The organism is Microcoleus sp. Pol12A5, assembly GCF_036701435.1.
Classification (GTDB): domain Bacteria; phylum Cyanobacteriota; class Cyanobacteriia; order Cyanobacteriales; family Microcoleaceae; genus Microcoleus.
The window spans coordinates 1-15,804 of the sequence record NZ_JAUBQU010000133.1 but is presented as its reverse complement, the minus strand read 5'-3'; the positions used below and the strand labels follow the sequence as shown (position 1 = coordinate 15,804).

The following is a 15,804-nucleotide window of genomic DNA, read 5'->3' as shown; positions in this document are numbered from 1 at the left end:
CCGCCAATCCGAGCGACATCGCGAGCGTTTTCTTCAAACGCAGCCGTCAGCGCATCATCACCGCTTAAACCCGATGCGATCGCCCTTTCAATAGCCTGCAACACCCGCTTATAATCCCTCGGCATCACCTTCACAAACACCGGCACCATCGAGTCCCAATTTGCCAAAACCTTCGATGCCTTCGCACTTCCAGTCAAATCAACGTGAGTCTGAATTAACTGCCGCAAATCGCTAATTTCCTCAACATCCTCCAATTTTTCCAAATCCACCATCGACATATTGCAGCGAGTAGCAAAATCACCCGCTTCATCCAAAATGTAAGCAACACCGCCACTCATACCCGCTGCAAAATTGCGCCCGGTTTGGCCCAAAACCACAACTTTGCCGCCAGTCATGTACTCGCAACCGTGATCGCCCACACCTTCAACTACCGCATTCACGCCAGAGTTACGCACCGCAAAACGTTCGCCCGCCATCCCTCGGATGAAAACCTCGCCGGATGTCGCGCCGTAAAGCACTACGTTACCGACAATCACGTTTTCCTCTGCGACAAAGGTAGAAGCGGGCGACGGATACAAGATAATCTTGCCGCCGCTGAGCCCCTTGCCCAAATAGTCGTTAGCTTCGCCTTCGAGCTCCAGGGTGACTCCCTTGGGCACGAATGCGCCAAAGCTTTGCCCGGCGCTGCCTTGGAAGTGCAGGTGCACCGTGTCATCCGGCAAACCTTCCCAGTGGCGTTTGGTGATTTCGTTGCCGAGAATTGTGCCGACAACGCGGTTGACATTGGTAATCGGCAGCTTGGCGTGTACTTTTTCACCGTTTTCGATCGCACCTTTGCACAAATCCAACAACACAGTCATGTCGATCGACTTTTCTAAACCGTGATCCTGCGCCATCTGACAGTAGCGCCCGACATCCGCGCCCACCTCCGGCTGGTAAAGGATTTTCGAGAAATCCAAACCCTTAGCCTTCCAGTGTTCCACAGCTTGTTTCGCTTCCAAAACATCAGTCCGCCCCACCATTTCATTCAGGGTGCGGAACCCCAACTGCGCCATAATTTCCCGGACTTCCTGCGCGACGAAGGTCATAAAGTTTACCGTGTGATCGGGGTCGCCGGTAAAGTTTTTCCGCAGCAGTGGGTCTTGCGTCGCTACGCCCACCGGGCAAGTGTTCTGGTGGCAAACGCGCATCATGATGCAGCCCAATGTCACCAGCGGCGCGGTCGCAAAACCGAATTCCTCAGCACCAAGCAAGGCAGCAATTGCTACATCGCGGCCGGTTTTCATTTGACCGTCAGTTTCCACGACAATCCGGCTGCGGAGATTGTTGAGTACCAAAGTTTGGTGAGTTTCTGCCAATCCCAATTCCCAAGGTAAACCCGCGTGTTTGATCGAAGTCTGCGGCGACGCGCCCGTTCCGCCGTCGTAGCCGGAAATCAAGACGACATCGGCGTGGGCTTTAGCAACACCCGCCGCGATCGTCCCGACTCCAACTTCCGACACCAGTTTGACGCTGATCCGCGCTTCCCGGTTGGAATTTTTCAAGTCGTGAATCAATTCGGCCAAATCTTCGATCGAATAAATGTCGTGGTGAGGAGGAGGCGAAATCAATCCCACACCCGGAGTCGAGTTCCGCACCTTGGCAATCCACGGGTATACTTTTTTACCTGGCAACTGTCCGCCTTCACCGGGTTTCGCGCCTTGCGCCATCTTGATTTGCAGTTCCCGCGCTTGGGAAAGGTACAAGCTGGTAACGCCGAAACGCCCGGAAGCAACTTGTTTGATCGCGCTGTTTTTCGAGTCGCCGCGATCGTTCGTCCAAGTGTAGCGATCGGGATCTTCGCCACCTTCACCGGTGTTCGATTTGCCACCAATGCGGTTCATCGCTACTGCTAGCGATTCGTGGGCTTCTTTAGAAATCGAACCATAACTCATCGCCCCAGTTTTAAAGCGTTTGAGAATAGATTCGATCGGTTCAACTTCCTCAATGGGTATCGATTCCCGCTGCTTGAATTGCAACAAACCGCGCAAGGTAAAATGCTGCTGGTTTTGTTCATTAACCAGCCCAGAATACTGTTTGAAAAGCGTATAACTGCCCTCGCGCACCGACTTTTGCAGCGCATGAATTGTCTGCGGACTAAACAAATGCGCCTCCCCTTCTTTCCGCCACTGATATTCGCCGCCAACATCGAGAGTATGTCCGCTGGAGGGGCGATCGGGGAATGCGTGATTATGGCGTAAAATTGCTTCTTGGGCGATGACTTCGAGGTCTACACCTTCAATCCGCGAGGCTGTCCAAGCAAAGTATTTATCGACTACGGATTTGTTTAAGCCGATCGCCTCAAAAATCTGCGCGCCGCGATAACTTTGAATTGTCGAAATCCCAATTTTCGAGGCAACTTTCGTCACACCTTTAGTTGCGGCTTTGATGTAGTTTTTGCAAGCTGTTTTGTACTCGACATTTAGCAGCAATCCTTCGCGGATCGAATCGGCGATCGTCTCAAAGGCCAAATACGGATTAATCGCGCCGCAACCATATCCAATAAGTGTCGCAAAGTGATGCACTTCCCTCGGTTCGCCGGATTCGAGCACGAGTCCCGCCCGCGTGCGCGTACCTTTGCGGATCAAGTGGTGGTGAAGGCCCGCAACTGCCAGCAGCGCCGGAATCGGGGCTTTGTCTGGACTGATGCCCCGATCGCTCAAAATGAGGATATTCACCCCGGAGGCGATCGCGCTGTCTGCTGCTGCAAAAACCTCTTCTAAGGCTTGTTCTAGACCTTTTACGCCGCTTTTGGGGTCAAACAAAATCGGCACGGTGACGGACTTGAAATTGCCCTCATTTACGTGTTGGAGCTTAGCTAATTCTTCATTGCTGAGAATTGGCGTTTTCAGTTCGATCAAATGACAGCTTTCCGGTTCCGGTTTGAGCAAATTGCGTTCAGCGCCGATCGTAGTTTCGGCAGAAGTTACAATTTCTTCGCGGATAGAATCGATCGGCGGATTGGTAACTTGAGCAAACAACTGCTGGAAGTATTCGTAAAGCAGTTTTGGTCGATTGGAAAGCACCGCCAGCGGCGTATCCGCACCCATCGCGCCGACAGCTTCTACACCATCTTTTGCCATCGGCGCTAACAGCAACCGCAGTTCTTCAAAGGTGTAGCCAAAGGCCATTTGCCGCTGCAATAATGTTTCGGGATGAGATTCTGCTACGGCCGGCGCATCTTTCAGTTGGGCGATTTCGACCATGTGCTGGTCGATCCACTGGCGGTAAGGGTGTTCGGTGGCGATTTTGGTCTTAATTTCCTCGTCAGAGACGATGCGGCCTTCCTCGGTATTTACCAGGAACATCCGCCCCGGTTGCAAGCGACCTTTTGATACAATTCGTTCTGGGGCGATCGGCAAAACTCCGGCTTCCGATGCCATAATTACCAAGTCGTCTTTGGTAACGCAGTAGCGGGAAGGGCGCAAACCGTTGCGATCGAGCACTGCCCCGATCGATGTACCATCGGTAAAGGCGATCGAAGCCGGGCCGTCCCAAGGTTCCATCAAGCAAGAATGGTATTCGTAGAAAGCTTTTTTCTCGTCACTCATGGACTCGTGGGCCGTCCAAGGTTCGGGAATCATCATCATTACGGCGTGCGGCAAAGAACGCCCGGCCAAATTCAGCAATTCCAAAGCATTGTCAAAAATCGTTGAGTCGCTGCCTTCGATATTGATTAAATTGGGGATTTTCTTTAAGTCATCGCCGAATAGTTCCGACTCGAACAGCGATTGCCGCGCGTGCATCCAGTTAATGTTGCCGCGCATCGTGTTAATTTCGCCGTTGTGAGCGATGTAGCGGTAAGGGTGCGATCGTTCCCAGCTCGGAAAAGTATTCGTGCTGAAGCGCGAGTGAACCAGGGCTAGAGCGCTTTCCATGTCGGGGTCGTGCAGTTCGGGATAGTAATCGCCGACTTGCACCGGCATTAACATACCCTTGTAGACGATCGTCCGGCACGAGAGAGTGGAATTGTACCAGTAGGGGTCTGTGTTAGTCCTGCGGATGGCATTGTGAGCCCGTTTGCGGATGACGTAGAGTTTCCGCTCGAAAGCCGCCTCATCGATACCTGCGGCCCGCCGGAGGAACACTTGCTGCATGAAGGGTTCGCTAGATTTGGCGGTGTCGCCGAGGGACGAGTTGTTCGTGGGCACATCGCGCCAGCCCAGCACTTCCTGACCTTCTTCTGCCGCGATTTCCTCAAAAATGCGTTTGCCGTTTTCCCGTTCAGTTTGATTTGGCGACGAGTAAATCGCGCCAACACCGTACTCGCCGGCTTCGGGAAGTTCGATGTTTAGGGCCGCCGTTACTTTCTTGAGAAACTTGTGGGGTACCTGCATCAAAATCCCCGCCCCGTCTCCGGTGTTGGGTTCGCAGCCGCACGCGCCCCGGTGGTCGAGGTTCAAGAGGATTGTCAGTGCCTGCTCGACAATTTCGTGGGATTTGTTACCCTTCATGTGTACGATGAATCCGACTCCGCAAGCGTCGTGCTCGAACTGCGGATCGTACAGACCTTGCTTTTGTGGCAGTCCGTTGCTGTTCATTTTGATGCTCCTGTCAAAGTGGCGAAAAGATGTTGATCTAGAGTAGAGGATGGGATGCCGATCGCTCTAGTATCATGTATTATATGTGGATCTACTCAATTGGGTAGATGCACCAAAAAATCCCAGCTTATTCGATCCGAGTAAAAAAATAGTTAAAGCCGATCACTTAACTATGGAACCCGGAGGTTAAAGATTTATGCTGCAAGACTCTTCAATTATGTGAATTATTAAACCGCAGAGGCCGCAGAGAGCGCAGAAGAAGAGAAGAGAGATGAGTAATTCCGATACCAACTCACATCTTGCACCCTTGTTAATCAGCTTTTCAAGGGCGGGCTTTCCGGCCCAGCCCACAAAATTTACTCTCTGTGGAACAGGCCGGAAAGCCTGTTCTTGAGAAATGAGTTTATAGCATTGTTAATGCGACTGTATCCTCAGCGTCTGGGTGACATTCTCCAGCAGCTTTTTGCCTTCTCAACAGCAATGAGTATTTCTGAAAAATAGCAAAAAGTCGATCGACTCAAAGCCTGGTTAGATAGCTTTCGGCCGCTTTCTCCCACCCTGGTTGCAGAAGTAAACTACCCGACACTCATGCTTTGCATAGAGTGCGGGCTTTCAGTAGCCCTCAAGACAACTTCCTGCAAAGAGCAGGACATGATCTCGGAACCTCCGGGCAGGTTTACGATCAGCCCCAAAGTAGCAATATTTTTTGCTCCATTCACATCGGCATCGCCAATCCATCCGCATCGCTCATTCAGGCACTCAAACCGCTTACCTTGGCGATTGCCAATCACCTTGCAACAGTGACAAGTTTTCGAGGTATAGCGCGGATCAACCAGTCTTACATCAACGCCAAATTTCACGCCTTTATAGGTCAGGAATTGGCGCAACTGGTACAACGCCCAACTATTGCTGCGTCTCCGTTCTGTTTTAGACCGTGGCTGTTCATTGGTACGCTCTCTAATTCAGGTCAAGTCTTCCAGGGTAATAGCCTGATTTGATGTCTTGGCTTGCTGGATCAGTCGATAGCTGATGGTATGGTTCAGCCATGTCTGGAATCTCCGTTCTCGTCCACTCAACCGTTGCAAAATCTGTCTCGCCCTTCTAGGAGTAGACCTTGTGCCTTTGGACGCTTTACGCTGTAACGAAGCCCCTACACGGTTATATCTGTCTCTGGCTTGTGTTACCTGTTTGCCACTGAATTTCTCTCCAGCAGATGTACAAGCAATGTCTGTGCGTCCCAAATCAACACCCAAGACATCATCAGTCTTTTGTTTCTCTGGTGGCTCAGACTCAAGCTGAATGTTCAGATAAAAGCTGCCATCGTTGCGCTTTACCAAAGTTGCCGTTTTGGGGTCTTGTCCTTGCAGCAAGTGTTTTTGGTAATTACCAATGTGCAGCTTAAACTTTTCTCTGCCCTTGACCATGGTCAAGCTGACCAACCAATCCGATTCGCGGAAGGTGAAAGTTCTCGCGTCGTAAGTGGCAGAAGTGGGGGCAAACTTCTTAACGGGCTTAACCTTTTGCTTTGCCGTTTTGCGACTAGCGCAAACTTTACGAATTGCGTGAATCGTCATTTGAGCAGACAGCCCAGAATGCGAGCGCGCTTCCTTGTAAATCAAGGACTGAACAGCAATCTGATTCGTCAGCTTGTCGGGGGTATGGGTGTTCACGTACTCACAGCATTTTGCAAGGGCAGTCAGTACCGCATTCAGCTTTTCAACCTGCTGCTGCGATACTTCCAATTTGCAAGAGACTGTAAGAACTTGGAAAATTTTCAATATGTGAAGTTTTGCTGTTGTTATTGTAGCGTATTGGCAGCTTTCGGGGTATCGAACCCCTCAATCTGCGCGCATTCCTCCCGACACTGACCTTTCAGGTAGAGTGCGGGAGGAATGCTGTTCTAGTTGAAAAAACTCTACGACGTTCGGTTCATTTATCACTGCTTCACAGAAATTATCCAAACTTATTCAAGTCTAACTATTCAACCAGGTTTCATCCCAGAAGGACTCTAACCAGATGCTAGAAGTTTTGCTGCAGCGGTCTCAAGAGCTGGATTAGGATTCACCTTTAATCAATATTCCAGAACCAGCGCCGTTTCTATGAAGATTTGATGTAGATTGGGGCGATCGATCTAATAACAGGTGACAACACCTATGTTGGTTTTGCTATGGTTGTTAAGGCAAGTCGATCGGGCTGAGCACAACTCTTGCAAAACTCTACAGTCGGCTAACCAGTCCCCGCAGGTGGGCTTCGATTTTAACTATAGATTAGTTAATCTCAAAAAACAACGTCGTTTACCAAAGGATTCAGCAAGCAATCCTCAAGGAGTGAAAATCATGGTTCAGATTCAAGAAATTTCTCAAGTATCTACCCTGCACGCACCTGCAGCACCCAACGCAATAGCCGCTACAGAATTGCGGCCTTGGGGCTCATTTACGACTCTAGAAGAAGGCCCAGGATATAAAATTAAGCGGATCGAAGTTAAGTCTGGACACCGCCTCAGCCTGCAAATGCACCACCACCGCAGCGAACACTGGATTGTGGTTTCAGGTACTGCAAAAGTTACTTGTGGCGAAACTGAACAAGTTCTGTTTACAAATCAGTCTACCTACGTTCCTCAGTGCACTTCTCACCGCCTGGAAAATCCGGGAGTTATCCCCCTGGTTTTAATTGAGGTGCAGAATGGCGAATATCTCGGAGAAGATGATATTATCCGCTTTCAAGACGATTATGCTCGTAATGAAAAGGCTAAGTAACTCACGTTGCTAAAAATATAGGGGTAAGGTGCGCGGCCGGGCGCACTTTACATTCTCCGGGTAAGGTAGACGCCTAGGCACATTCTACATTTTCAAAACTCAACATTACTTCCCAATTACTAATTAGCAATTACTCATAATGATTCATCTGAGCAAAACAGCAGCAACAGAAGTAACGCGCCTCAAGTCGAAGCATCCGAACCCCAATGCTTTATTTCGTCTGGGCGTGGAATCGAGCGGCTGCTCCGGTTTGTCTTATACAATGGCATTTGACGATGCGCCAGCCCCAGAAGACGCTGTATGCGAGTCCGAGGGAATTTCCGTTGCGATCGACCCCCAGCACTTAAAATATCTCAATGAGCTCACCTTGGATTATTCAGAAGACTTGATGGGCGGAGGTTTCCGATTTCACAATCCCAATGCCGCCCAAAGCTGTAGCTGCGGCAACTCCTTTTCTGCCAAGGAATAATCCCTAGGATGACACTCAAAGACTTAGATAAAGTCCAAAAAACCTTCAAAGAAGCCGGTCAAGACTACCGATATCGACGCCAGTTCAGCATTAGGAATTGACGGCAATATCTAACTCAGAACTCCCGATACTGACTCCGTAATCCCTCTTTTGTCACTTCGGGGAGAGTGAAAAACTTTTGCCTTGCGCTGCCTGGATTTTAGCCGCGATCGAGAATTTGCGTGTTCCCCGGCCAAAGCGCTACAAATCCACTGGTGCAGAAAATTATCTGCCCAGAGTGACAAAAGAGAGATCGCTTCCTCCCTGAAAAGCGCTATAGATTGTTGGTAAAACCCGCCTTGACGATCGCGCAAATTATACTATCACGAATCAACCAGAAATGACATACAAGCTCGATCGACTATCAACACCATCAAACTGGTGTACCGAGAATAGTCCACTGCATTAACTGCTGCCACTCGGAAGATTGAGCTAATAAATCTGCATCGAATTCATTTCCCGCATCCTGCGAAAACTCGGCGAAAGCTTCCGCCCAATTAATTACTGTTTCCACCGGCAAATAAGGCGTATAATTCCAAGAACGCTGCAAAAACTCTACCATCTCAACAGAATGACCGGTGCGGTACAAATACCAAGCAATCCAAACTAAGGTACTGTACTTAATTTGCTTTTCCAACAATCGTATTTTATCCGGTAATTCGGGGCGGGCAAAAAAATTGTCCATCACTGCAGCGAGGGATCTAGCCTGAGGTAAACCTTTGTACATGGCGCTTTGTTCGTGCTGGCGGTAGCAAACAGTTACTTGCTGCAACCACTCTGCTTCGCATCCCATTAAGGCTAAACGCAGCACTAAATCTGTATCTTCCGCCGGGGGAAATCGAGGATCAAATCCGCCGGCGCGCTCTAACCACTGACGGCGGAATACCATCGCGCTGGGTAATACTGGTTTCCACCGCAGCCACATTTCTAAGTCTAATTTAGGGACATTTTGCCAGGGTTTGACATCTTTTAGGGGTTCGCCTATACTATTAACTAGACGCCAGCCGCTGTGGACTATTCCTAGATTTGGTTTCGCTGCAAATACAGCCATTTGTGCTGCTAATTTGTCGGAAAAAAAGTAGTCGTCAGCATCAAGAAAGGCGATGAATTCTCCTCGCGATAGCTTTATGCCGTGATTTCTGGCAATCGAAACTCCTTGGTTTTGTTGGTAAATGTAGCGAATTCGTTCGCCATATTTATCTAAAACGAATTTGGTATCGTCTCTGGAGCCGTCGTCTACGACAATAATTTCCCAGTTAGTATAGGTTTGGTGCAGAACGCTATCTACGGCTTGGCCGACGTAAGCAGCGCAGTTGTAAGCCGGAATGACTACGCTCACCTGCGGGGTGCGATCGATCGTAACATTACTCATAATTAATTATCTTAAATTCGATTGCGTCTCTATTTTACAATGAGCTTAGGGTGCGTCAGGAACTGACGCACCCAGTAAGGGCTTCTTGTGTTCATTAATTTGGGGTCAAGAATTTGCCAAGGAAAGTTGGTGCGAGTTCAGTAAATCATGGGGGCGAATTGCCAAAGGGTAGCGATCGCCTTTTACCTTCAAATACTTGTCAGCTATTTGCAAAACCTGTTCGGGATTGGCTGGCTTGCTCAAAAAATCCGAAGCACCTGTCAATTTCGCTCGCGTGCGGTCAATTATACCGTCTTGACCGGTCAAAAACACGATCGGAGTTTCCCGAAAAGCCGGTGTCTTCCGCAAAAAATTGCACAAAGCAAAGCCGCTTGTCTTCGGCATCACCACGTCCATAAAAATTAAAGCAGGCTTTTGTTTGGCGAGGATGCCCACTCCCTGCATGGGGTCTTGAATTTTTAGGACTCGATATCCCTCCGGCAACAAAATTTGCTCTAAAAATTCGCATACTGTCGGACTGTCATCAATACAGGCAATCAAAGGGCGACCCGGCCCTGCAATAGCTGCGGCCAGGCGCCACTGTTCTATAGGCGACGGCAAGTCTGGTACTGTTCGGAAATTTACTAAACCCTGCTTGATGTAATTAACTAAAGCGCGAGTTGCCACTGTCACGCACTGCTTTTTCTTAAATGCTATATCCCAAAGAGTATTCTCGCCGTTGAATACGTTACCCAAAGCGATCAAAGAATTAGAACTAAATCGATTTTGCTGCAACTGAGCCGACGGTTTTAAAAGCGGTGCTTGTTCTGGATCTACCAGCCACAAACCCATTGCTTTCCACTTCTGCCAAATTTCTTCTGTACAACACAGAACTTTCTCTACTTCTGTTAAAGACAGCAGCAAAGAAGAGGTAATTGTAGAAAAATATTTCTGGGACGGACGCCACTCCCGGCGCAAACCCGATTGACCGATCAGAGCAAATAACACTTCCGAAAGGCTGGTCTGGACGATCGCCCTAGCTTGTTCCAGACTCATTTCGCTGGCTGCTATCCCTCGCTGAAGCAGTTGATATTCCCACAGTTCTCCAGCATCGAGGTCTCTGAGGTCCACATGAAAGTTTCTACAGTGTTGCCCGATCGCCCTGTACCAGCGCCTCGATCTGTGCGATCCTCCCGTGGCATAAACCAAACTACCCTGAAAAAAGTAAAGCTGCCACTGTTGTTCCCCTTGCTCTAACAGCAGTTTCCCCGTTGCTTGTTTCTGGCTGAGTACAGCCAGAGTATGGGACAACATTTTGTATCCGATTGCGGTAGCAGACATATCAACTCGCATCCCCTGTACTCTGTTTGTACCATTATATAGCTGCTGAGTTTTGAAAGATAACAGTGATATTACTGAATTTGGGTTAATAAAAACCACTAATTATGCGAATTTAACCCCATCAGGGAGTGATTCCCCTCGGTAGTTTTAGCCAGTAGGATGCTACGCCTATTTGCACTATTAACTAATCACTAAAATCCAGCTTCTAACTAATAACTAATTGCCCTCGCTATCTTGGGGAGGTACTGGATCGTAACCCCCTGGATGAAAAGGATGACAGCGCAAAATCCGCTTAACTGCCATCGAACCGCCGCGGGCGGGCCCAAATCTTTCTATTGCTTCGATCGCGTATTGCGAACAAGTTGGCTGAAATCTACAGGCGTTAGGCAGGTAAGGAGAAATCCCCATTTTGTAGCCTCGGATTAATCCGATCAGCAATATTTTCACAATTTTTACCTCAGCGATTGATTAAATTAATAGGCTAATCTCGTCCCGTACCGCTGTAAGCTAGGTGCATCGAGAGCATTCCCAGCGGTTAGAGTTATGCCAATTTTTCCTGTATCAATTATACCTATTTTCATTTTTATTTTAGATACTTAAAGCACAATTTGAGGAGATAATATGGTACTTGTCTCTGAGTTCGCTACTTGACCGATACCTAAAAAATTACCGTCTCGATCGTACACCTGCAAGGGATAGGGAGGTTGGGGTATTGGGTTGTCGGCGGGATTGTTCTTACTGTCCTCCTCTCCCCCGATCGGCGTTTCGGGAATCGGCAGGCGCTGTCCTTGAAACCAGCGTTTGGTATATTCAGGGGAAAGGACGATCGCCCCTAAATGCCCCAAAACCGCCGATGGCAAAATCGGGGAGAATTTATTTTCCTGCAATAGCAGTTCCAATTGTTCAAAACTGAGGCTTTCCTCGATCGAAAAACCGCTACTTTCGGTGCGAGTCAAACAAGCCAAAGTGCCGCCTGTATTCAACACCGCACCCAAATCCCGCGCGATCGCCCGAATATAAGTACCCGCCCCGCAGGCGATCGACAAATCCAATTCAGGAAAATCCCCCGGCCGCCAATCCAATATTTCCAGCCGGAAAACCTCAACATTTCTAGCAGCAACTTCCACAGTTTCGCCTTTTCTAGCTAACTCATAAAGGCGTTTTCCTCCCACCTGAACAGCACTAAAACTAGGTGGAAATTGCTCGATTTTTCCTATAAATTTTGGCAGTGCAGCTTGCACTTTTTCCAAACTCAACTCTGGCACCGATCGAGAATGGATAATTTCTCCTTCTAAATCGTCAGTAGCGGTAGTTAAGCCAAACCGAATCGTGCCTCGGTAAGCCTTATTGTGTTGGAGATATTGCAGCAGTCTGGTTGCTTTGCCCAGGGCGATCGGCAAAACGCCAGTCACAGCAGGATCGAGGGTTCCTCCGTGTCCGACTCGCTTGAGTTTCAATAGCCGGCGCACTCGCCCCACGCAGTCGTGAGAGGTCATGCCCCCAGGTTTGTTGAGATTGAGAAAACCGTCAGTAGTCATTAGGAAGAAGGAAGAGGGAAGAAGGAAGAGGGAAGAAGGCAGCGAAGCAGTGTACGGGATTTAAGGAAGAGAAGGAAGCAGGAAAAAGGAAGATGAAAAGTTTTGAGATTGATTTCCTTCGCATTGCGAAAGCTAACGTTACTTGCAACGCAAAAGCGGTTTTGAGTTAAAAAGTTCAACATTGAAAACTTAAAACTACAAAGTACCCAATTCCCAATTCCCAATTCCCAATTTCCAATTCCCAATTAAAGAATAAAGTCGGCCTGAGTGATTGAAGTGCGGGCAACTCCGAATAAAGTAGCCAGAGTTTCCTTGGTGCTTGTAAGCTGAATAATTGTACTGGCAGAAGTTCCGGCCCCAGCGGAAATGGTGAGTTCGCCAAAAGTAAGGTCGGCATTCAAGCGAATTCGATCAATACCATCAGTAAAATCTGTAATCACATCCCCGTCTGCCAAACGCCCGATCGCAAAAGTATCGTTTCCGGCGCCGCCAGTTAAAGTATCTGCGCCCCGATCGCCCGATAAACAGTCATCGCCGATGCCACCAAACAGCGAGTCATCGCCGGCTCCCCCAAAAAACGTGTCATTACCCGCGCCGCCCAACAAAGTATCGCTGTCTTGGTTGCCAAACAGCAAATCATTACCCTCGTCGCCCAGCATTGAGTCAGAACCTTTCCCACCGTAGAAAGTATCGTCGCCGGCGCCGCCCAAAACGCTGTCGCGGCCGGCACCGCCGAAGAGTCTGTCATTGCCAACGTCGCCCAGCATTGAGTCATCGCCGTCGCCGCCGTAGAGGGAATCGTCTGCGCCTAAGCCCAAAATGCTGTCAGGGCCACCCAAACCAAATATCAAGTTAGCGCCCGCAGTACCTCTGAGGGAGTCGGGGCCGCTGGTGCCGCGAGTGCCGCCAGGTGATCCTCCGGGACTGGTACCGCCGCCGGTGGGGGTTGGGGTTGTGACGGGAATTGGTCGAATTGGCACTGATGATGGCATGATTCTGAAGATGCGTAGAAATTTGCCATTCTAACTTAGCCTAAAACCGGAAGTTATAAGCTCGCCAACCGCCCAGCTCAGAAATATCGATCGCATCCGCCACAGCATAAGGTTCGCACAAAAAGCCCTGCACCGTGGAGCCGTCCTCTAACACCAGCGTAGCAATTCCCAGCGGCGGGGGAATTTTAGCGACAAATCCGCCGAAAGCCGCGATCGACAACTCCCAAACTTCCACCTCGATCGCGCTACCGCCCTCTATCTGACGCACCAATCCCGGCTTGCCCAGAGCAGTACCCGTCAAAGCGTACAGCTTGTAAATCGGGCTGGTACGGCAGGCGCGAACCAAAATGCCTCCCCCCTCGATTAGTTGATAATTCAGCGGCTCACCGCTCAAATGAGCGCCAACTACGGCTATTTTGACTCGTCCTTCTGAGTCAGGTTTGGCTGCGATGGCGGGTTCCGGGAGGGTTGGCAGCGGCTGATCGGTGGCGCCCAAAGTTCCCCCCAAGCGATCGTGGAAAGCAGATCCCAGGCGACAGAGGGATAAATCGTGCCACGCAGGAGCCATCAGTGTCAATCCTGCGGGCAATCCGCTGCTTTGAAACCCGCTGGGAACTGCGATCGCGCACAAATCGAGCAAATTCGCAAAGTTCGTGTAGCGCCCGAGATTGGTGTTGAGCGCGATCGGCTCGGCTGCAACTTCTGCGACAGTATAAATCGTGCCTGTCGTGGGAACAGCCAAAACATCCATTGACTGCCACTGAATTTCTGCCTGCTGGCGGAGCTCGGCCAACCGATAGGAAGCGCGGTAAGCCGCGACGGCATCGTAGCGTTTGCTGCCGCTGATAATTTCGTAGACGATCGGATCGATATCCTCTGGGTGCGCGTCGAGGAAATCGCCGATCGCGGCCAACCTTTCTGCTACCCAAGGCCCGCTGTAGAGCAGTTCGGCAGCATCCGCAAAGGGTTTGAAGTCAATAGGTGCGATCGTGCAGCCCAATGATTGCAAGCGCGCGATCGCCTCTCGGTAGCGCTGTTCGGCTTCTGCATTCCCAAAAAATTCGAGTTCGCCGTCTCCGGGAACTCCCACCCGCAAGCGGGATAACTCCGGCAAAACTTTCGTTTCAGGGCGACGAGAAAACGCATCCTCAGCGTCAAAACCGCTGGCTATTTGCAGCACGGAGGCCGCATCCGCACAGGTGAGAGCGAACACAGAAACGCAATCGAGCGATCGCACTGCCGGCAGCAGGCCGCGAGTGCCGATCGAGCCGCAACTTGGCTTCAGCCCGACAATGTTGGTAAAAGCAGCGGGAACGCGCCCCGATCCTGCGGTATCGGTACCCAGAGCAAAACTCACCAATCCGGCCGAGACTGCTGCTGCGGAACCGGAACTCGATCCGCCCGGAATGTAGCGCGAATCGAAGGGATTGCGGCAAACTCCATAAGGCGTGCGGGTTCCCACTAATCCTGTGGCAAACTGATCCATGTTTGTTTTGCCGATCGCGATCGCACCTGCAGCGCACAGGCGCTCTACGGCTGCGGACGATCGCGCTGGAGTGCGAGCAAACTGCGGACATCCCGCTGTAGTGGGAACGCCGGCCCAATCGAGATTATCTTTGATCGCAAAAGGTATCCCGTAGAGCGGCAATTGTTGCGGATCTAGGTTTTCCAAAGCTTTGGCGCGTTCGAGGGTTTCCGCCTGCGGTGCTAAATAAATCCATACTGCCGGGTCTGCATAGCGTTCGATCCGATCGTACACGCTCGCGATTACATCTGCAGGCGCGATCGAGCCGGTGCGGTAGCGATCGAGCAGCGAATGAATGTCGAGACTTTTGCTGTAGTTAAATTTTTCCATAATGCACCGTCAGTCGATTTTAGATTTTCGATTTTAGATTTTCGATTGAATAATTGAGTTTACAGGCTTTGCTGGGCGATCGTTCGATTTTAAATTTTAGATTTTCGCTTTTCGATTTTCGATTGAAGAAATGACTTCACAGGCTGCGTTTGGCGAGCCTTCGATTTTCGCTTTTCGATTTTCGATTGAAGAAATGACTTCACAGGCTGCGTTTGGCGAGCCTTCGATTTTCGCTTTTCGATTTTCGATTGAAGAAATGACTTCACACGCTGCGTTTGGCGAGCGTTATTACAAATAGGATCTTAGTTTACCGCATTGTCGAGCGTCCTCGCATCTAGTCTAGGGAGCGAAGTATTTCTAGAGAAATCTTCAACCCTGGCCTTGCGGGTTTCGTATTTGTGTGCAGGTAAACTTCGCGATTTCCCATCACCCCGTCTCATCGCCCAGTTTAATATTCCCAAAATTTTAATTTGACAAATCCGAGAAAAACGGTTTTTTGTAACATTTTACACATTTTCTCATCAAGTTTGCTGTTACCGTTTGAAACGTAGCAATCTAGTAAGATTGCAAACTACAGTATGCTTACCTTTCAAAAAGCTAAGTGCATTGCTGTTACTGACAGTCTTGAATAACTCCTTGGGTTGCAAACAGGACTTATACAGACAAAAACCGAAAAAATTTAACCGCTTCTAGGGTTCCGATTTGAATTAGTTTCTAACTCAGCTTAGAAAGTTCAAGTGCTGGTCCGAGAGAAGCAGACTGGTTGTCCCAATATTTTCTTAATTTGAGGGAAACACTAGCCAGTTACACGGCGGGATAAAAGCCCGGGAGAAACGCGATCGGTCATCAAGACTCGGTTCGTTAGCTCTCGGGCTTTATCCTT

Annotated in this window: 11 protein-coding genes and 1 riboswitch; of the genes, 2 read left to right on the top strand and 9 right to left on the bottom strand. The window is 49.6% G+C overall.

The genetic code is table 11. From position 1 onward, the window contains the following. The 3 genes from gltB to QUA45_RS24270 form a co-directional block, all read right to left on the bottom strand. On the bottom strand, positions 1–4,580 hold a 4,580-nt coding region (gltB, locus tag QUA45_RS24280; RefSeq protein WP_333222320.1), incomplete at its 3' end, for a glutamate synthase large subunit. 575 nt (positions 4,581–5,155) lie between these two features. Further along, positions 5,156–5,476, bottom strand: coding sequence for a transposase (locus QUA45_RS24275; protein WP_333222319.1), 321 nt, complete (start codon positions 5,474–5,476; stop codon positions 5,156–5,158). 66 nt (positions 5,477–5,542) lie between these two features. After that, a complete protein-coding gene (locus tag QUA45_RS24270; RefSeq protein WP_333100297.1) occupies positions 5,543–6,358 on the bottom strand; it encodes a transposase in 816 nt (271 codons plus the stop codon). Between the two features lie 558 nt (positions 6,359–6,916). On the opposite strand from QUA45_RS24270, the gene QUA45_RS24265 reads away from it, so the two are divergent. Together QUA45_RS24265 and QUA45_RS24260 are read left to right on the top strand one after the other, a co-directional pair. Next, positions 6,917–7,336 (top strand): cupin domain-containing protein, encoded by a 420-nt coding sequence (locus QUA45_RS24265; protein WP_333075032.1) that lies wholly within the window; start codon positions 6,917–6,919, stop codon positions 7,334–7,336. A 139-nt stretch (positions 7,337–7,475) separates the two neighbouring features. Beyond that, the gene (locus QUA45_RS24260) at positions 7,476–7,805 is read left to right on the top strand and encodes an iron-sulfur cluster assembly accessory protein (protein WP_333070615.1); all 330 of its coding nucleotides are present in this window, start codon (positions 7,476–7,478) and stop codon (positions 7,803–7,805) included. A 412-nt stretch (positions 7,806–8,217) separates the two neighbouring features. Here QUA45_RS24260 and QUA45_RS24255 read toward each other — a convergent pair whose 3' ends face one another. The 6 genes from QUA45_RS24255 to atzF form a co-directional block, all read right to left on the bottom strand. Next, the gene (locus QUA45_RS24255; protein ID WP_333100296.1) at positions 8,218–9,216 is read right to left on the bottom strand and encodes a glycosyltransferase; all 999 of its coding nucleotides are present in this window, start codon (positions 9,214–9,216) and stop codon (positions 8,218–8,220) included. A gap of 105 nt (positions 9,217–9,321) precedes the next feature. After that, positions 9,322–10,536 (bottom strand): response regulator, encoded by a 1,215-nt coding sequence (locus QUA45_RS24250; RefSeq protein ID WP_333100295.1) that lies wholly within the window; start codon positions 10,534–10,536, stop codon positions 9,322–9,324. Between the two features lie 216 nt (positions 10,537–10,752). Next, positions 10,753–10,983: a membrane protein insertion efficiency factor YidD gene (yidD, locus tag QUA45_RS24245; RefSeq protein WP_333100292.1), complete on the bottom strand. Its 231-nt coding sequence runs from the start codon at positions 10,981–10,983 to the stop codon at positions 10,753–10,755. A gap of 149 nt (positions 10,984–11,132) precedes the next feature. Continuing rightward, on the bottom strand, positions 11,133–12,074 hold the full coding sequence (truB, locus tag QUA45_RS24240) for a tRNA pseudouridine(55) synthase TruB (protein WP_333222318.1): 942 nt from the start codon (positions 12,072–12,074) through the stop codon (positions 11,133–11,135). 245 nt (positions 12,075–12,319) lie between these two features. Then, positions 12,320–13,066: a calcium-binding protein gene (locus tag QUA45_RS24235; RefSeq protein WP_333222317.1), complete on the bottom strand. Its 747-nt coding sequence runs from the start codon at positions 13,064–13,066 to the stop codon at positions 12,320–12,322. Between the two features lie 40 nt (positions 13,067–13,106). Next, positions 13,107–14,921 (bottom strand): allophanate hydrolase, encoded by a 1,815-nt coding sequence (gene atzF / locus QUA45_RS24230; RefSeq protein WP_333222316.1) that lies wholly within the window; start codon positions 14,919–14,921, stop codon positions 13,107–13,109. A gap of 678 nt (positions 14,922–15,599) precedes the next feature. Next, positions 15,600–15,754, top strand: a riboswitch (guanidine-I (ykkC/yxkD leader). Positions 15,755–15,804: the final 50 nt, after the last annotated feature.